Here is a 16,803-nt window from a genome sequence, read left to right as displayed (position 1 = left end):
TCACATGGTGAGGACTCGGAAGAGCGCGTAGCCGCTCGTCAGGGTCAGCAGGCCCCCGACCATCGCAAGGAGGCGATCCGGGTTCACGCGCTTGGCGATCATCGCTCCAAAGGGCGCCGCTAGGACGCCGCCGAGCACCAGCCCGATCATCGCCCTCAGAACCAGCTCCTGCTCTTCCTGAGAGCCAGTCAGGGTCAATGTCGCGAGGAAGGTCGCGGAGATTGTGACTGTGAGGAAGAACTCCGCCGTGTTCACGGTTCCGATGGTCTTCCTGGGATTGCCGCCCTGCACGAGCAGGTGAGAGGTCACGATCGCTCCCCAGCCGCCGCCGCCGGCCGCATCGAGGAAGCCGCCGGCAAGACCAAGAGGCGAGACCACCCTGGGCCGGCGTTCTGTGTGGCGGTGCATCACTCCCCGATAGAAGAGGTAGATGCCGAGCGCGGTGAGGTAGGTCAGAACGACCGGTTTCGCCGTTGCGGCACTGATCTGCGTCAGGACATAGGCACCCAGCACCCCACCGATCACGCCTGGGATGACGACCCTGAAGAACAGCCGCCAGTCGACGTTCTTGTGCGCGACATGGCTGATGCCGGAGACCGCAGTGGTGAACGTCTCGGCTGTATGGACGCCGGCGGAGGCGACCGCCGGCGGCACGCCGATGCTGATCAGGATGGTGCTCGAGATCTGGCCGAACGCCATTCCCAGTGCACCATCGATCAGCTGTGCCGCGAAACCGATCAGTGCGAAGATAAGGAGCGCTGACGGGTCGGCAAGAATCTGTTCGAGAATCGATGCCTCCGCGCAGTTTAACCGGCGTTTGCCCCAACACCCGACCAAGCCGCAAGTTGCTGTGGCGGAACAGCAACTCGTTCCGGCTTTTATTCGGAGCGCGTCGCACTTAAATTGGGGCCGTGGTGGAAGAGACGGAACAATCGGGTTCAGGCTTCACGGCCTACCTTGAATCGGTGAAGGCGCGGGATCCCGCCGCGCGTTCGAAATGGGAAGTCCTGCTGTATCCCGGCGTCATCGCGCTCGGATTTCATCGGATCGGCCATTGGCTGTGGGAGGGGCAACTCTATTTTCCGGCGCGGCTCGTGAACCACATCGCCCGCTTCCTGACAGCGATCGACATTCACCCCGGCGCGAAAATCGGCCGCAACTTCTTCATCGATCACGGCTTCACGGTCATCGGAGAGACTGCCGAGATCGGCGACGACGTCACGATCTATCAAAGCGTGACGCTTGGCGGGACCAATCCTTCGACGGGCCTGGGCGGCAAGCGCCATCCGACGATCCGCGACGGCGTCGTGATCGGATCGGGCGCGCAGGTGCTTGGACCCATCGAAGTTGGACCGGGCGCCAAAATCGGTGCCAATTCCGTGGTCACCAAGGACGTATCGGCCGGGGCGACGGTCGTCGGAATTCCCGCCAGGCCGGTGCCCGTCGACACGGTTCACTACAGCCCGGGCTTCGTGGCCTACGGCACGCCGTGCGGCGAGGATTGCGATCCGGGCCGCGCGCGTCTTAACGAGCTCGAGGAAGAGATCGCGGAGCTCCGCAAGGAGGTCGCCGCGCTCAAGGCTGCGAGGCAGCCCGCTCCCAAGGTGAAAAGCGCTTGAGCGTCATCGCGCCGTTCCCGCACCCTCGGGACCGGCGCCCAATTGCCACGTTCGACCGCTTCGAGATCAAGCGCATCCTCGACCTTTACGGCAGGATGGTCGCAGCAGGGTATTGGCGCGATTACGCGATCCACATGGGCGTCGACGTGGCAATCTTCGCCGCATACCGGCGCACGTCCGAGCGGCCGGAGATCCGGATAGAGAAACGCCCCTCGCTCCGGCTGAAGCAAGGGGCGTTCGCACTCGTCAGCGAGCACGGGCTGGTGCTCAAGCGAGGCCAGGAGCTTCACGGCATCCTGGCCCCGATCGAGCGTCGGCTCATGCGGCTGGTTGAGGAGTAGGCGCAGCCCTATCCACCAGAGGTAGCCGATCGCGGAGCTCCCTCGGCAGCGGACGGACGACCATTCCGCGGGCCTGGTGCCAGAATGCCGACAGCATCAGCAGAGCCGAGCCGATGATCAGCGCGGTCAGCGCCACGTTGAGCTCGACGGCTCCAAACTGCTCGAACAGCTGGTTGAGCGCGTAGAGCACGTAGGCGAGCGCCGAGACGAGCAGCGCCCGGCGGTCGATGGCCAGCGCCGTAACGCCGATCACCACGTAGAGCAGTATGACAACCAGCCCTTCGCCGATGGTGGCCGTGCCGTCGTTGAGACCCAGCAGCGTGAACACCGGGTGCACGATCATGGGTGCCGCCAACAGGTGAAGCCAGAAGGCGACGTCCGCGCGACGCGTCAGGCGGGCACGGTCAGAGCTATCCCACCACATGGCGAACAGGAAGGTGCCGACTCCAAGCAGGAGGATGAGGCCGAGGATCAGGTTGCGCGCCTGCTCCACGCCCTCGCCGAGCGCGGCAACGACCAGGCCGACGACGATGGCCGCAACTGCTGCCGCTCCCGCCGCGACGGTGATCGGAACACGGAACTTCTTCCAGTGCAGCCATGCCGCGCCGGCCGCGATCGCCGCGGACACGGAACCGAGGATGCCCGCCAGCTGCGGATTATTGTCGACGGCATCCGGTCCGACGCCGACGACGAGCGCGAACGCGGCCGTCGCGAACACTCCGCCCACGAACGTCAGCAGCAGCAGGATCGATGGAAGGGCCATGCGGCGCTTCGCCGTGAAGAAGAGCGCGAGCATCCAGCTCGTGCCGGCGACGAGTAGCGGGCCGAGGTACGAGGGACCGTCGCCCTCGATGGCCGATCCAGTCCGCTGTCCGACCCACTGGCCGATGAAGCCGACCGCGAACAGAAGAATGGCGGCGGCAATCGATACGAAAATGTCGTTGAATCCGGTAATCAGGCGGAATTGCTCTTCGTCCTGCGTCGGCAGCGCACGCTGGCTTTCAACGTGGGCACGAAGCGCATTCGCGGCATCGGCGCTGATTGCACCGGCGGCGATCGCGTCGTCGATCTCATTCTGGCTGTACATTCTAGTCCTCCCTGTAGCGGAGGAAATACAGCTAGTGTATTACTGTGTCAATACAGTGGGTGGCCGGCACCCGGGGGATGCTCCTTGCGGAACGGGCGCCGGCCTGGGAACCCGATTAGCGGCAGCGAACCCGGCTGCGGTCGATGCTGCGGCCTAGAAGAGCGCCGGCCGCGGCGCCAAGGATCGTACCCGTCGCACGCTCGCCGTGCGTGTCGATTGCGCGTCCGACGAGCGCACCGCCCGCGGCACCGACGATCAGGCCGGTCGTGCCGTTCGAACGCTTGCAGCGGTAGCGGCCCTCCGAATCCCGCCAGACCTTGCCTTTGTAGTAGCTGCCGCTGTGCGCGACAGCCGGTGCCGGGATGATAGGAACGGCCATCGAGGCCGCTGCCGCGGCGAGAAATATCTTACGCATGAGAACACCCTCCGTTTTGTTCTGATTCCCCGTTGTGGGGAGACGTTGCTGAATGCAGCGCAACTCGCGAGACTATGTTCAATCTAGCGGCCGCTGTTAACGACGAGCCGTTGCGAGAGGCCGACACGGTGCTGAAACATTATGTGTAACCTTTACACGATGACCGCCACGGTGGACGAAATGCGGCGCATGTTCGGCCCGTTCGAGGGCGACACTACCAACCTGCCGCCGTTCGACGAGATTTTTCCCGGCTACATGGCGCCGGTCCTTCGCCGCAAGGATGACGGCGGACTGAAGCTCGAGCGGATGAAGTGGGGATTTCCGGGGCCACCGGCGGCCGGATCGCGAGCGGTCACCAACGTTCGCAATCTTGCGAGCCCGTTCTGGCGCAATGCACTGCAACAGCCGTCGCGGCGGTGCATCGTGCCCGTCACCACCTTCTGCGAATGGACCGGGGAAGTCGGCCGCAAGCAGAAGGTCTGGTTCGGCCTGACGCCAGAGCATGAATCGCCGTTGTTCGCCTTCGCGGGCTCTGGCGGCCGGGCGAGGGGGGCCGTTCATGGCCTTCCTGACTTGCGCGGCGAACAGGACCGTCGGCGAGGTGCATCCCAAGGCGATGCCGGTGATGCTTCGGCCGAGCGATGCGGCGAGATGGCTCGACAGTCCACGCGAGGATGCCTGCCGGCTTGCGCAGCCGTTCGAGGATACTTTGATGCAGCGTGTGGGTTGAGGCGACCAAAGGAGATTCATTCCATGGCGAAGAAGGCGACTGCGAAAGCCGCGAGCGGTGCAGGGAAGAAGGTAGCGAAGAAGTCGGGCAGTTCGGGCGGAGGCCGCTCGAAAAGTAGCTCGCGCTCCTCGTCGAGCCAGCACGATCCGGTCGATGCCCTGATCAAGCTGCTCCAGAGTCCGTTGGTCATCGACCTCCTCGCGGTCGGAGCGACGGCCGCGCTCGCTGCGATTACCGAGACACGGTCGAGCCGGGCCCAGGGAGCGGTCGGCAATAACAAGAAGACGATCAAGGCTGCCGGCAAAGCCGCGGCCTCGGCGGTCGGAAGGCGGCTGGCGACGGAACTCGACGAAATCCGGGCGGCGTCAAAGAAGGCCAGTGAAACGCGAAAGACTAAGGCCGGCGCAAAAGCGTAATTCGCGCGCGTCCGATTTCGCGCTCGACGTCTATCTCATAGTCGCCCGCATCGACCGGTTCGCGCCGGTCGGTCTCGACTGCCATCCAGCCGCCCGGCGCGAGCCAGTCGGCATCACTCACCGATTTGACGACAGCCGAGCCTGAACCCGGCGCATAGGGCGGGTCCGCAAAGATCAGGTCAAAGCCATCCGAGCGTGGCAGGGATAGCGCCGACCCGCCGACGATCCGAACCTGCTCGGCAATTTCGAGCTTTGCGGCATTGGACTTGATCGCCGCCTGCGCCTTTGGGTCCTTCTCAACGAACGTCGCATGCGCCGCACCACGGGAGATCGCTTCGAGCCCTAGCGCGCCGCTGCCCGCGTAGAGGTCCGCGACGCGAAGGCCTTCGAATGAGCCGAGGCGGCTTGCCAGCATCGAGAACAGCGCCTCACGGACGCGGTCCGCGGTCGGCCGGGTTGCCTGCCCGGCCGGCGCCTGAAGCGGTCGGCCGCGAAACCGGCCGGCGATGATCCTCACTTCAGAGCGGCCCGGAAGGCGTCGAGCTCTGCCTGCAGGACTTCATCCGCATCGCCCGGTTCGAGACCTTCAAGTGTGATCGGGCCGTAGGCGGTCCGGATCAGTCGCGAGACTTGCAGGCCCAAATGAGCGAGCACGCGGCGAACTTCGCGGTTCTTGCCTTCGGTGAGGCTCAGCTCGATCCAGAAATTGCGGCTGGTTCGCCGTTCGAGGTTGGCGATGATCGAGCCGTAATGGATGCCCTCGATCGTTATGCCCTCGGCCAGGCGGTCGAGCTGGTCCTGAGTCACGTGGCCGAAGGCGCGCGCGCGATATTGCCGGACGACGGCCGTGCGCGGCAGCTCGAGCCTGCGCTTCAATTCGCCGTCGTTGGTGAGCAGCAACAGGCCCTCGGTCATGAAGTCGAGGCGCCCGACCGGCATCACGCGCGGGAGGCCCGGCGGAAGTTTGTCGTAGATCGTCGCCCGGCCCTTTGGGTCGCGCGCTGCAGTGAGGGTCCCCTGCGGCTTGTAGAATCGGAACAGGCGGGTGGCGGCCGCCGGCCGGACTGGCTTTCCGTCGACCGTCACGCCGGAAAGATCGGTCAGCAGCGTCGCCGGAGTCGTCAGCTTTTCGCCGTTGAGGGCGATGCGACCCTCGGCGATCATCCGCTCGATATCGCGGCGGGATGCAACACCAGCGCGCGCCAAAAGCTTGGCGATGCGCTGCGGTCCGTCCTCCCTAGGAGGCGGTGTGCGCGAAAAACCACTGTTGCGGGGGCGATGCCGCGGCACAGGTTTCCGTTTCGTTCGTTGCGGGGGCGAAGCCATGGTACTGGAGTGGGGATGCTGTTCGGGAAGCGCAAACGTATCGTCAATCGAATTCTCATCGTCGAGGACGAGCCATTACTCGCGTTCGACAATGAGGTGATGCTTGGCGACCTCGGATATGAGGTCGTCGCGACGCTCGACAGTTTCGAGGACGCCATCGAGCTTCTGGATCGGGAAGAGATCGATCTGATCTTGAGCGACTACCGGTTGTCCGGTGAGCGCACGGGCCTGGATTTAGCCCGCGCGGCGAAGAATCGCGGGATACCGATCGTCTTTTCGACCGGTCACGCCTTGCCGACGGAATCCACTCACCTCGCGCTTGGATGCATCAACAAGCCGTACAGCGAACGGACGCTCAAGCTCGCTTTGAATGCCGTCGACCGGCGCCTCGCCGGCAAGGCGGCAAAGCCACCGAAGGGAGTCGAGTTGTTTGTTCCCGACGAGGGCTAGAGGAGATTGTCGAGCCGTTGGTGAAAAGCGGCGATTCCGTTTTCTAATCCGCCAATGGTGATCGTCTTCACCATGCCAGACTCGATTCCGCGCTGACACAGGGCTGCCGCGCGGAAATCTTCGGCCGCGAAGGTGCCGCCGTCGAGAAGCTCCCAGCTCCTTTCCCAATGCGCTTCCGCCTGTGGCGTATCGGGAGGCTCGCCGATCAGCATGAAGTCCTCGACCAGGCAGGTGCCACGGTTTGCGGCATCACGACCAGCAAATTGATGTAGTCCGGGCTGACGATCAGGATCGAAGTCGGGAAGAATGCGTAAGTGTAGGTCAACACACGCCGCAACGCCGCCCAGTCGTCGCGGTCGATCTCTGACAGATAATCGGCTCGGCCGACCACTGCGCGCTGGTGTGGGCCGATGAAGTCCGCAGCCGCGATTCCGTCGGTGAAGAAGGGCGCGATCGTCTCCGCGTGTAGGCGCTGGACGTGATAGCTTTCGAGGAAAGCGTCCATCACCTGCTTCCAGTTGGACGTGACGTGGTGCGTGCGGCGGCGGTACAGGTGCAGGTTCGACATGGCGAACGCGTCCATGTCTTCCTCCAGCGCGGTCACGCCGCTGAAATCCGCCTCCTCGTCGTGCGCGAACCAGATGAAGCCGCCGCTCTCGACGGACGGGAAGCGCATTAGCGGGCGGTCCGCCTTGTCGACGCCCGGGAAGCAGTCGGCACGGGGGATGGCCATCAGCGCTCCGTCGGAGCCGTAGGTCCAGGCGTGATAGGGGCAGATGATACGCTTGGCCGGGACGACTTCAGTGCTCTCGATCAGCCTCGTACCGCGATGACGGCAGACATTGGCCATGACGTGGATCCGGCCGTCGCCGTTCCGCGAGATGATCAGCGGGACGCCATAGCCGTCGTGTGTGATCGCCGTATTGTTGTCCGGAAGAAGCGCCGAAGGCGCGAGGAGGAGCGGCATCTTCCCGAATATGGCGCGTCGCTCACGCTCGAACCGAAGCGGGTCGATGTAGACGGAGGCGCGCAGCTCCACGACCTCGTGGGCTGGCGGCTGCTCTCCGCGGATCAGGCGCTCCGCTAGCGCGCGCTGCCCGTCGCTTGGACGCGAGGCTTTGGCAGGCATGTCCATGCGGCGAGAAGTGCGCTCAGCAGGACGCTCGCGCAAGCCTAATTGCTCACCCCTGTTCAGCCGCTCGCCGGCTGCTTAAGCATGGAATTCGAGCTGGAGGGAATGATGGCGACTGTAACCGAGGCAGACCGCGGCTGGCGTTCGGCATTGCCCGCAAGCGTTCGTCCTTACACCGAGGCGGCGCCTTTCGCGGCCTTCTTCCTCGGTATTTCGTCGGGCTTCCCGTACGCGATGATCGGCGCGACGTTGACCACGCGCCTGAAGCAGGATGGGATCGACAAGTCGACGATTACTGCTTTCACGCTCGTCTTCCTCGCGTACAATTTCAAATTCCTCTGGGCATGGATCGTGGACGGCGTCCGGCTGCCGATCCTCGGCAGGCTGGGACAGCGCGTGTCTTGGATGCTGGTGACGGGCGCTGCGGTGATTGCCGCCGTCGTCAATCTCGCACTGGCGGATCCAGCGAATGGAATCGGCAGCGTCGTCACCGCCGCGATTCTGGTCGGCATCGCGGGCGCCAGCTTCGACATCGTCATCGATGCCTATCGCATCGAGACATTGGAGCCGCGCCAGCTCGGTGTCGGCTCGGGCATGTCGCAATACGGGTGGCGCATCGGCTCGGCCGGAGCGGGCGCGATCGCGCTTGTGGTCGCTGCACGGGCGGATTGGGCGACGGCCTATCTCGCCTGCGCGGCGCTTGCACTTCCGGCCATGCTGACCGCTCTCCTGCTGGGCGAGCCGAAGCGCCATCGCGAGCCTGCCGAGAAGAAGGGGATTGCACGCACAATCGAATCCGTCTGGAAGCCGTTTGTCGAGTTTTTCGCCCGCAAGGGAGCGCTTCTCGTCCTCCTGTTCATCCTGCTCCACAAGATCGGCGACACGCTGGCCAATCTGACCTTCCGCCTGCTGTTCGACGACCTCGGTTTCACCAACGACGAGATCGCCATTTACGATGTGGGCGTAGGGTTCTGGGCCTATTTGATCGGCATCTTCATCGGCGGCGTTCTCTATAGCCGCCTCGGCCTGAAGCGGTCCGTTTTGATAAGCCTGATCCTGATGGCGGTATCGAATTTCAGCTTCGCAATCCTTGCAGGCGTGGGGCACTCCAATCTCGGCATGGCTGGAGCGATCGGCTTCGAGAATACCGCCAGCGGAATCGGCGGCGTCTGTGTCGTCGCTTACTTCTCGGCCCTCTGCGACTTGCGATTTACCGCAGCCCAGTACGCACTGATCTCCGCTGCTGCGAGCATCGTCGGTCGGTTCCTGACCGGCACGACGGCTGGCGCCCTCATCGACGCCATGGGTTATGCGAACTTCTACCTGCTAACCACCGCAGCTGCAGTGCCCGGGATTATCCTGTTCTGGATCATGATGCGGTATGGATTGGTCGATCAGTCGATCGGGACTGCCGGGATTGAAGGGCCCGGAGATGCGCGCGCATCACATCCGGACGAGGAGTTACCGGAAAACCGCTAGTCTGGAATTTGGTCGTTGAGTCTGAGCGCTTCACCCGCGAGGTAGAGCGATCCTGCGATCAGGCGGGGGCCCGCAGGCCGTCCAGCGCCTGTCCCAGCGAGTTTGCGCAGCGGCCGCCGAAGCGGGCCGCAAGTTTGGCCGGGTCGTGATGCGCGTGATCGGCGACCGGCAGGAAGGTGAAGGAAAGCGCGTGAGGCGCGAGCTCGGCGACGATCGCGTCCGCATCTTTGTTGGCGAGAACACCGAGGACGATGTGCTTCGAGCCGTGATCGGCGAGTAAAGCCGAAAGTGCCCGGGCCGCTTCGACATTATGAGCTCCGTCGAGCCAGGTTTCGATGCCCTTGGTGAGCGGACCGTCGGCCAGTTGCTGGAACCGCGCGGGCCATCGCGCAGACGTGAGCCCGCTGAGGAACGAGGCGCGCCCGACCGTCAGGTGCTCCTGCGCCTGGAGCATCTGCCACGCGAGGTTCGCGTTTCGGACCTGATGCTCCCCGAGAAGCGAAGAGCGGAGCGTCGGATCGATCGCCCAGTCGCGGCCTTCCAGAAGGACGGGGACGCCGCGCTCTTCGGCCACCTTCTGGATTGCATCCTCGGCTTCCGGTGCTTGCGCGAGCACGATCAGGGGAGCGCCGGACTTGGCGATTCCGGCCTTCTCGCCGGCGATCTCGACCAGGCTCTTGCCGAGAAACTGCTGGTGGTCGATCCCGAGCGCAGCAATTCCGCATGCGAGCGGTCGTTCGATGACGTTGGTGGCGTCCAGGCGACCGCCGAGCCCCACTTCGATCACCGCCGTATCCGCGGGTGCTCGGGCGAAGGCGAGGAATGCAACGGCGGTCGTGACTTCGAAGAAGCTCGGCTCGATGTTGCCGCTAGCATCGAGGACTTCGGCAAGCAGGTCCGCCAGCGCCTCATCTTCGATCAGATTCCCGGCGATGCGGATGCGTTCGTTGAACCGGACGAGGTGGGGACTGGTGAACGCATGGACGGTCCGCCCGCTTGCCTCCAGCGCTGCGCGCAGGAACGCGCAGGTCGAGCCTTTTCCATTGGTCCCGGCGACGTGGAACGCGGGCGGCAGTGCATCCTGCGGGCGACCGAGGCGGTCTAGCAGGCGGGTGATGCGGTCGAGGCCGAGCCGGTCGCCTCCCGGCGACAGCAAAGTCAACCGATCGAGCTGCGTCTGAACGGCCGGATCGTCCGACCGTGCGAAGTCCGGCATCAGGCCGCCTTCTTCTTCCTCTCCGGCGTCAGGTAGCCGAGCAGTTTCGCGAGCGTCTCCTTGAGCTCCTGCCGCGGGACGACCATGTCGACCATTCCGTGATCGAGCAGATATTCGGCGCGCTGGAAGCCCTCGGGCAGTTTCTCACGGATCGTCTGCTCGATGACCCGCTGGCCGGCGAAGCCGATGAGCGCTCCGGGCTCGGCAAGCTGGACGTCGCCGAGCATGGCGTAAGAGGCCGTCACGCCGCCCGTCGTTGGGTCGGTCAGCACCACGATGTAGGGCAGGCCTGCATCCTTGAGCTCGGCGAGGGCAACGGTCGTCTTGGGCATCTGCATGAGGGAGAGGATGCCCTCCTGCATGCGCGCGCCGCCGGCGGCGGTGAAGATGACGTACGGGCACTGATCCTTGATCGCCCTGCGCACGCCCGCGACAAAGGCCGCTCCGACCGCGACGCCCATCGATCCGCCCATGAAGGCGAAATCCTGGACGCCTACGACTGCGGGCTTGCCTTCGATCTTGCCCTTCGCATTGGTCAGGGCATCCCGCATGTCGGTCGTCGAGCGCGCCGTCTTGATGCGGTCGGTGTAGCGCTTGCTGTCGCGGAAGCGCAGCGGGTCCTCGCGCACTTCGGGTGTCGGCAGGACCTCGAACTCGCCCTTGTCGAACAATTGCTCGTAGCGCGTGCTCCAGCCGATGCGATCGTGATATTCACAGCGCGGGCAGACGTTGAGATTGTCCTCCCATTCCTTGACGAAGACCATCGTCCCGCACTTCTTGCACTTGTGCCAGAGGTTCTCCGACGACTGCCTTTTCGGCAGGAAGGGGATGCCGCTGCGGACCCTGCTCAACCAGCTCATTGCTGCCTCATTTCCATGCGGCGGGCGGCTAGGCCTGTCCCGCGCTCTTTGTCTAGTCCCGGATCGACGCCGCGATGTCGCTCAGCGCGGCCGCGGGATCCTCGGCTGCCGTGATCGGGCGTCCAATGACCAAGATCGATGCGCCATCGTCCAACGCCTGGCGCGGAGTAACGACGCGCTTCTGGTCAGACAGGTCGCCACCCGGCGGGCGAACGCCCGGGACGACGAAGAAGCCGTCCGGCCATGTCGCTTTCGCTGCCGCCACTTCTGCGCCGGAACAGACAATTCCATCGAGACCCGCAGACCGAGCAAGCGCGGCGAGGCGCTCGACCTGTTCGCGCGGTTCCGAATCAATGCCGATCGAGCGAAGATCGCCCCCGTCGAGGCTGGTAAGCACCGTCACCGCGACGACCCTTGTTTCGGGCGAAGCTGCGGCTTTCGCTGCCTCGAGCATCGCGCGTCCACCCGCTGCGTGAACGGTGAGTACGGCGGGCTTCAGCGGCGCCAACGCTTCGACCGCCTTCGCGACCGTGTTGGGGATATCGTGAAGCTTCACGTCCAGGAAGACGGGAAGCCCCAGTGCGGCAATCGAAGCCACGCCTTCTGGCCCGTTGGCCGAAAAGAACTCCAGCCCAAGCTTCACGCCGCCTGCAGCCTCTCGCACCTGCGCGGCCAGAAACCGGGCGCGCTCCATGCTCGGCGTGTCGATGGCGACGAAAATCGGGTTCATTCGGCGGGCGCGTCCTCGGCCGGAGCCGGGGTGCGCAGCAAAGCCTGTTGGCGCTCAGCGTTGATGAGGCGCTGCCGCTGACGCCAGAGCTGGGCGCGGTAGATCCCGTAGGTCGGCAGCCAACCGATGAGGAACATGGCGCCGATCAGGACCGGCACCTTGATGTCGAGCTGGATGTCGCCCCACAGGTTCAGCGTAACATCGTGCCAGTTTCGACTGGCCAGGATCGCCAGGAAAACTGCGATCACGACCCAGAACAAGGTCTTCAGGAACTGCATCGGCGGGGTGTTTAAGCGACGAGGCCGCCAATGACCAGTATGGCGTTCGTCGCGGTGCGCGGTCGCTTCGCCGCAGCATGCCCGAGCAGGCGTTGAGCAGATTGGGCGCGACAGTCACAGCTGCGTTGGGGTGGGGAGAGGCGCGTTGGAAAAGCCGCATATTCTAGGACTTTGTGCGTTTGCGCTGCTTGCGGCGTCGGTTCTGGCCATGCGCGGTCCCGAGCCGAAGCAGCCTGCGCCGACGATTCCGAAGTCGCACATCCGGCTCGCCGCACTGTCCAACTCTGCGCGCGAGGACGTCGATTACACGTCGATCGACCGTCGCCTTCAGCGGCTGGCGGAGCAGCGATCGATGGTCGGAATGGCCGTCGGAATCGTCGAGAACGGCCGCATCACCTTCCTCAAGGGTTATGGCGAGACCGAAGCCAATGGCGGCGAGCCGGTCACGCCCGACACGGTCTTCCGCTGGGCGTCCGTTTCGAAAGGTGTCGCCGCGACGATGGTCGCGAAATTGGCCGAGCAGGGCAAGGTCAACCTCAACGGGCCGGTCGCGACCTACGTCCCGACGTTAAAGCTTCCGGCGGGCGCGGAATATCGCGCGACCGTCGGCGACATGCTGAGCCACCGGCTCGGCCTTTACCGCAACGCCTACGACAATAAGCTGGAGGAAGGTCAGAACACGAAGATCCTCCGCCAGAGCCTCGCGCAGCTCAACCTGATTTGCCCGCCGGGAACCTGCTGGAGCTATCAAAACGTCGCCTATGACGGCGCGTCAGAGCTCGTGGAGAACATCACTCACCAGGCCTACGAGCGTGCGATCCAGCAGAACCTGTTCAACCCGATTGGAATGACCAACGCGAGCGTGTCGATGGGCGGCCTGACCGGCTCGAAGAGCTGGGCCCGGCCGCACGACGCGGCGGGTCGCGAAATCGCTCTCAACGACAATTATTACCGCGTTCCGGCCGCCGGCGGCGTCAACAGCAACATCAAGGACATGTCGCTGTGGATGCTCGCGCAGATGGGGGAGATGCCGGACGTCCTTTCGCCCAAGGTGCTGAACACGATTCACGCGCCGCTGGTGAAAACCCCGGGGGAGCGCGGGCGTCTCCGCAAGTTCCTCGAGCGCCTGGGCGAGGCGGACTACGGCTACGGCTGGCGCAGCTACGATTATGCGGGCCACCGGATCGTCGGCCATCGCGGCGGCGTCGCCGGCTACCGTTCGTTGATCATGTTCGATCCGCAGAAGAAGAGCGGCGTCGTCGCCCTTTGGAACAGCAACACGAACCAGCCGGGCGGGCTGGAGTTCGAGGTGATGGACATGATCTATCACCTGCCGTTCCGCGATTGGATGGAGCTCGACAAGGGCGGGAAAGCGGAGACGCGATCCATCGCGCGCGCTGAGAACGAGGAGGACATCTCCAGCGGTGACGGCAATGCGGTCCGTGACAGGAGACGCTCCCGCGGTTGACGCCTAGCTGCTGCGGGCTTCAGCCTTGGTCTTCTTGATTTCGGCCTGCTGCTTTCGATGAGCAAGATAACGGAAGCCCATTCCGAGGATTGATGCCGCCATTCCGGCGATCAGGACCGGAAGGTGCCATTCCGGATCCTCGGGCTTCGGCCAGGCGATGGCGCCGAGGAAGAAAACGCTGACGATGGAAACAAGGTAGCCGATCCCTTTCCAGTTGGGACCTTGGTCGGTCGGAATTGGCAGGCTGTCGGGCTTCATCGAAATCAGGAACATCCAACGCACCGTGGTGGTTTCATTACTGAAATCAGGAGGAATCCCCATGGTCACCACGAAGTCGCAGGACGCAATCGCCCTTCTCAAAGAAGATCATCGCAAGGTCGAAGACCTGTTCGAACAGTTCGAGAAGGCGAAGGGCGATGGTCGCAAACAGAAGCTGGCTCTCGAGATCTGCACGGAGCTGACGATCCACACGGTCCTCGAGGAGGAAATCTTCTATCCGGCTCTCGAGGGAAAGATTGACGAGGACCTGCTCAAGGAAAGCTTCGTTGAGCATGACGCCGCCAAAGTCATGATCGCCGAGATCGAGGCGGGCGAGCCCTCCGACGAATTCTACGACGCCAAGGTGAAGGTGCTCAGCGAAGAGATCGAGCATCACGTGGAGGAAGAAGAGAAGCCCAAGGAGGGCTTTTCGCCCAGGCCCGGGCTGCCGACGTGGATCTCGACGCGCTTGGAGAGCAGATGGCGATGCGCAAGGAGCAGCTCCAGAGCGAGATCAAATCTGGCGGTTTGCCGGCTCCGGAAACCACGACTCTCGAAGAAGTCGAGGTTTAGCCACAAACGTAATTCGGCCGCTCGGACGAGCTTTCTGCATCGGGAAATTGGCGTCCGCATCGCAAATCGCGTTGCGATCCACCGACTTATGCACAGAAGAGTCCGACTCCCGTAAAATTCATGCTAATCTCCCGTTTTGGTACGCGCGACTCGGGGCGTTTAAAGGGTCGGCCTGTCGTAGGTGGGGGAGATTTTCGGATTGAACCTGTCTGCGTGCGCCGGTTTCAAAGCGTTCCGCGCTTACCTTGCGTGACGGTTCTTTCGAGAGCCGTCATGCAGGCATCGGAAGGTGATGGGGCGAGGGCCTGACACCCCACCCTCCACCCGGACGGCTTTTGTCTCGTCACCTTCCGAATCCAATTCAGGGCCGCCACCCGCGGCCCTTTTCATTTTTTCTGATCTGAGAAGTATCGCTGCCCGCGAGCTTTCATCGCGCCGATTGTTAACCGGTCCGACGTTTCCTCGGCAGCATCGGGCGTGAGACGCACATTGACGTCGTCCGGTCCCTTCTGGACCACGACACCTTCTTCCGCGTCTACGTCGCTCGGTTCGTCATGGACGGTTCTGTTGTTCATCTTCCCACTCGTCTGGTTTTGGTGGACTGTCCTTCACTCACCGGAACCTTCGTGATCGGCTGGTCCCGGTGAAGGGGATACCGGGACCAGCCGCGCCGGAAGATCGTCAGGCGCCGATCAGAACAGGCGTTCCGACGCCCGTGACCTGGTAGAGCTTCGAGGCAAACTTGGCTGGAAGCCGGATGCATCCGTGCGATGCTGGCTCGCCCGGATTGTAGCCCGCGTGCATCGCGATCCCGTAGTCGTCGATGCGCTGCATGAACGGCATCGGCGCGTTGTCATACTTCTTCGACCGGTACATCGGCCGCTTCTCGAGTATGGTGAAGATACCCGTCGGGGTGATCTTAGGCGCCTTCGCCGTCGAGATGGAGGCAGCCGCGACGAGAGTGTTGCCACGGTACAGATAGGCCAGCTGGTCCGAGAGGCTGATCACCACCCGCTCTTCGCCGGCATCCCTTGGCACGTCGCGCCATAGATACTGACCGGGCTTGATCGTGTCCTCGCCGAATGCGTCGAACATGTCCTGACGGGCAATCGATGCGGCGCTGGCTGCCGTCATCTGGGCTTCGATCGTCTCGACCGCGGCGAGGGCCGGGGTCGCGGGACGCTGAGGCTACAAACTGCCGTAGCCGCAAGCGCGAGCGCTAGCTTCCTCATTTCTTGTCTCTTTTTAAATCTTGACTTTGGTTGATTTAATGCGCGCGGCCCGAGTCGGGTTCCTTCAATGTTCGCTTCCTGATCCAGAAACGACCCGCCCGCTGGACTTCATCCCGGCTTGTGCGACTTGTTATTCCCGCTCCGTCGCCTCTGCGGGCGCTGCGGCAATCAGCAGGCAGCCGGTCGCTACAAAGCTGATCGCAAGGACCCAGGCGAAGGTAGCGATGATCTCGCTGGGCTGGCCGAAGAGGCCCGCGGCGACCAGCGCGATCGGAAGTCCTGCGAGCAGCAGGATCGCGAGCAGGAAGTCGGTCGCCGCGGAGAAGGCAAACCAGTTGCGGAGCGGCGGGTGGCAGCGGCTGGCCGCGAAGGCGAGGGCGGCCGCGCGCACGATGAGCCATAGGATAACCATATTGAGGACGGGAAAGAAGCTGGCCTCGGGATCGAGCAGCAGCCTTAGTCCCGCAAGAACGGTGGCCGTGCCCGCAACCGCCGCGCTTGGCCGATGGATGCGGCGGGCCATGGCAGCCAAAAGCTCGATAATGCCGGCGGCCAGGAGCAGATACCCGACGACCAGCCGCCCTGGCAGCCCGCGCTCCATCGGCAGAAGCGCCGATCCTGCCGCCAGGATGACGATCAGGATTCCTGCCATTCGAATGATGTTCTTCCGAGCCGTGTCGGACAATTCAGCCCTCCGTCGCGTCCAGCGGAAACCGCGTTGTTACGGCGCCGGTTCCATCCCGCTCCGGATACACGGCGCCGCTAAAGAGCGTCGCTGTGCTCCGGCTCGCGGTCAAACCGGTCGTGCCGGCCGTCCACGTAGTGAACGCTCGTCGCGAGCGCGTCCGGGTCGGCGCCCTCAAGCGTCGCGACCTGGACGGCCACCATATGCTGGCCCTTCGGGTCCATGCCTCCTGCGTGGGTGCGAACGCCGCAGGTCGAGCAGGTGTAATAGGTCAGATTGGGTTGCGGTCGATTCGGTGGGGTCCACCGATACCGTGTGAGACTATCGTCCCCGCTCTTCAGCTGGAACTTGTCGGCCGGCGTGAATGCGAACCAGGCGCGCGACTTGCTGCAGAGCGAGCAGTTGCAGCGGATCGTGCCCTTCTCGAGGTCGAGGTCGACTTCGTATTGAACCGCGCCGCAGTGGCAGCCACCTTCGTAATGCTGTTCCATCGCGGTTCTCCCGCTCG

Annotated in this window: 23 protein-coding genes; 7 read left to right on the top strand and 16 right to left on the bottom strand. The window is 63.8% G+C overall.

Annotated features, from left to right (window positions below; translation table 11 throughout):
- A complete protein-coding gene (locus tag H9L14_RS09525; RefSeq protein WP_187709942.1) occupies nt 1-789 on the bottom strand; it encodes a sulfite exporter TauE/SafE family protein in 789 nt (262 codons plus the stop codon).
- A gap of 125 nt (nt 790-914) precedes the next feature.
- On the opposite strand from H9L14_RS09525, the gene cysE reads away from it, so the two are divergent.
- On the top strand, nt 915-1,619 hold the full coding sequence (cysE, locus tag H9L14_RS09520; protein ID WP_187707915.1) for a serine O-acetyltransferase: 705 nt from the start codon (nt 915-917) through the stop codon (nt 1,617-1,619).
- Nucleotides 1,616-1,960 carry a DUF2794 domain-containing protein gene (locus H9L14_RS09515; RefSeq protein ID WP_187707914.1) on the top strand — a complete coding sequence of 115 codons (345 nt, stop codon included), beginning with the start codon at nt 1,616-1,618 and terminating at the stop codon, nt 1,958-1,960. The genes cysE and H9L14_RS09515 overlap by 4 nt, the downstream gene beginning before the upstream one ends.
- Here the strand turns inward: H9L14_RS09515 and H9L14_RS09510 are convergent.
- Both H9L14_RS09510 and H9L14_RS09505 read right to left on the bottom strand, forming a co-directional pair.
- Nucleotides 1,938-3,047 carry a hypothetical protein gene (locus H9L14_RS09510; RefSeq protein ID WP_187707913.1) on the bottom strand — a complete coding sequence of 370 codons (1,110 nt, stop codon included), beginning with the start codon at nt 3,045-3,047 and terminating at the stop codon, nt 1,938-1,940. The genes H9L14_RS09515 and H9L14_RS09510 overlap by 23 nt on opposite strands.
- Nucleotides 3,048-3,162: 115 nt before the next feature.
- Complete coding sequence (locus H9L14_RS09505) at nt 3,163-3,462, bottom strand: glycine zipper 2TM domain-containing protein (protein ID WP_187707912.1); 300 nt, start codon at nt 3,460-3,462, stop codon at nt 3,163-3,165.
- Nucleotides 3,463-3,621: 159 nt separating this feature from the next.
- Between H9L14_RS09505 and H9L14_RS15085 the strand changes: the two genes are divergently transcribed.
- The gene (locus tag H9L14_RS15085; RefSeq protein ID WP_222949803.1) at nt 3,622-4,608 is read left to right on the top strand and encodes an SOS response-associated peptidase family protein; all 987 of its coding nucleotides are present in this window, start codon (nt 3,622-3,624) and stop codon (nt 4,606-4,608) included.
- Here H9L14_RS15085 and rsmD read toward each other — a convergent pair.
- Together rsmD and H9L14_RS09485 are read right to left on the bottom strand one after the other, a co-directional pair.
- Nucleotides 4,586-5,125 carry a 16S rRNA (guanine(966)-N(2))-methyltransferase RsmD gene (rsmD, locus tag H9L14_RS09490; RefSeq protein ID WP_187707910.1) on the bottom strand — a complete coding sequence of 180 codons (540 nt, stop codon included), beginning with the start codon at nt 5,123-5,125 and terminating at the stop codon, nt 4,586-4,588. The genes H9L14_RS15085 and rsmD overlap by 23 nt on opposite strands.
- Nucleotides 5,122-5,934, bottom strand: coding sequence for a pseudouridine synthase (locus H9L14_RS09485; RefSeq protein WP_187707909.1), 813 nt, complete (start codon nt 5,932-5,934; stop codon nt 5,122-5,124). The genes rsmD and H9L14_RS09485 overlap by 4 nt, the downstream gene beginning before the upstream one ends.
- Nucleotides 5,935-5,949: 15 nt before the next feature.
- On the opposite strand from H9L14_RS09485, the gene H9L14_RS09480 reads away from it, so the two are divergent.
- Nucleotides 5,950-6,384, top strand: coding sequence for a response regulator (locus tag H9L14_RS09480; protein WP_187707908.1), 435 nt, complete (start codon nt 5,950-5,952; stop codon nt 6,382-6,384).
- Here H9L14_RS09480 and H9L14_RS16650 read toward each other — a convergent pair.
- Together H9L14_RS16650 and H9L14_RS09475 are read right to left on the bottom strand one after the other, a co-directional pair.
- Entirely contained in the window at nt 6,381-6,596 is a 216-nt protein-coding gene (locus H9L14_RS16650; RefSeq protein ID WP_281389370.1) for an SRPBCC family protein, read from the bottom strand. The genes H9L14_RS09480 and H9L14_RS16650 overlap by 4 nt on opposite strands.
- Nucleotides 6,590-7,519 carry an aromatic ring-hydroxylating oxygenase subunit alpha gene (locus H9L14_RS09475; RefSeq protein WP_281389369.1) on the bottom strand — a complete coding sequence of 310 codons (930 nt, stop codon included), beginning with the start codon at nt 7,517-7,519 and terminating at the stop codon, nt 6,590-6,592. The genes H9L14_RS16650 and H9L14_RS09475 overlap by 7 nt, the downstream gene beginning before the upstream one ends.
- A gap of 105 nt (nt 7,520-7,624) precedes the next feature.
- Between H9L14_RS09475 and H9L14_RS09470 the strand changes: the two genes are divergently transcribed.
- A complete protein-coding gene (locus H9L14_RS09470) occupies nt 7,625-8,995 on the top strand; it encodes an AmpG family muropeptide MFS transporter (RefSeq protein WP_187709941.1) in 1,371 nt (456 codons plus the stop codon).
- Between the two features lie 58 nt (nt 8,996-9,053).
- Here the strand turns inward: H9L14_RS09470 and H9L14_RS09465 are convergent, their stop codons facing one another.
- The 4 genes from H9L14_RS09465 to H9L14_RS09450 are packed head-to-tail and all read right to left on the bottom strand — an operon-like array spanning nt 9,054 to nt 12,079.
- Nucleotides 9,054-10,211: a bifunctional folylpolyglutamate synthase/dihydrofolate synthase gene (locus H9L14_RS09465; RefSeq protein ID WP_343070178.1), complete on the bottom strand. Its 1,158-nt coding sequence runs from the start codon at nt 10,209-10,211 to the stop codon at nt 9,054-9,056.
- Nucleotides 10,211-11,071, bottom strand: a complete 861-nt coding sequence (gene accD / locus H9L14_RS09460) for an acetyl-CoA carboxylase, carboxyltransferase subunit beta (RefSeq protein WP_187707907.1) — start codon at nt 11,069-11,071, stop codon at nt 10,211-10,213. The genes H9L14_RS09465 and accD overlap by 1 nt, the downstream gene beginning before the upstream one ends.
- 52 nt (nt 11,072-11,123) lie before the next feature.
- Nucleotides 11,124-11,801 carry an orotidine-5'-phosphate decarboxylase gene (pyrF, locus tag H9L14_RS09455; RefSeq protein WP_187707906.1) on the bottom strand — a complete coding sequence of 226 codons (678 nt, stop codon included), beginning with the start codon at nt 11,799-11,801 and terminating at the stop codon, nt 11,124-11,126.
- The gene (locus H9L14_RS09450; RefSeq protein ID WP_187707905.1) at nt 11,798-12,079 is read right to left on the bottom strand and encodes a hypothetical protein; all 282 of its coding nucleotides are present in this window, start codon (nt 12,077-12,079) and stop codon (nt 11,798-11,800) included. Before H9L14_RS09450 ends, pyrF begins: the two co-directional genes overlap by 4 nt.
- Nucleotides 12,080-12,287: 208 nt before the next feature.
- On the opposite strand from H9L14_RS09450, the gene H9L14_RS09445 reads away from it, so the two are divergent.
- Nucleotides 12,288-13,547, top strand: coding sequence for a serine hydrolase domain-containing protein (locus H9L14_RS09445; RefSeq protein WP_187707904.1), 1,260 nt, complete (start codon nt 12,288-12,290; stop codon nt 13,545-13,547).
- A gap of 3 nt (nt 13,548-13,550) precedes the next feature.
- On the opposite strand, the gene H9L14_RS09440 is transcribed toward H9L14_RS09445, so the two are convergent.
- Entirely contained in the window at nt 13,551-13,829 is a 279-nt protein-coding gene (locus H9L14_RS09440; RefSeq protein ID WP_187707903.1) for a hypothetical protein, read from the bottom strand.
- A gap of 37 nt (nt 13,830-13,866) precedes the next feature.
- Between H9L14_RS09440 and H9L14_RS09435 the strand changes: the two genes are divergently transcribed.
- Complete coding sequence (locus tag H9L14_RS09435) at nt 13,867-14,493, top strand: hemerythrin domain-containing protein (RefSeq protein ID WP_425506879.1); 627 nt, start codon at nt 13,867-13,869, stop codon at nt 14,491-14,493.
- Nucleotides 14,494-14,764: 271 nt separating this feature from the next.
- Here H9L14_RS09435 and H9L14_RS09430 read toward each other — a convergent pair whose 3' ends face one another.
- From H9L14_RS09430 to H9L14_RS09415, 4 genes are all read right to left on the bottom strand, one after another.
- The gene (locus H9L14_RS09430; protein WP_187707902.1) at nt 14,765-14,953 is read right to left on the bottom strand and encodes a hypothetical protein; all 189 of its coding nucleotides are present in this window, start codon (nt 14,951-14,953) and stop codon (nt 14,765-14,767) included.
- Between the two features lie 106 nt (nt 14,954-15,059).
- Complete coding sequence (locus H9L14_RS09425; RefSeq protein ID WP_281389454.1) at nt 15,060-15,524, bottom strand: L,D-transpeptidase family protein; 465 nt, start codon at nt 15,522-15,524, stop codon at nt 15,060-15,062.
- A gap of 216 nt (nt 15,525-15,740) precedes the next feature.
- Nucleotides 15,741-16,295, bottom strand: coding sequence for a hypothetical protein (locus H9L14_RS09420; protein WP_187707900.1), 555 nt, complete (start codon nt 16,293-16,295; stop codon nt 15,741-15,743).
- 77 nt (nt 16,296-16,372) lie between these two features.
- Entirely contained in the window at nt 16,373-16,786 is a 414-nt protein-coding gene (locus H9L14_RS09415) for a GFA family protein (protein WP_187707899.1), read from the bottom strand.
- Nucleotides 16,787-16,803 lie beyond the last annotated feature (17 nt).

This window comes from Sphingomonas sediminicola (assembly GCF_014489515.1).
In the GTDB taxonomy this organism is placed as follows: Bacteria; Pseudomonadota; Alphaproteobacteria; order Sphingomonadales; family Sphingomonadaceae; genus Sphingomicrobium; species Sphingomicrobium sediminicola.
This window is presented reverse-complemented; position numbering and strand designations above follow the sequence as displayed.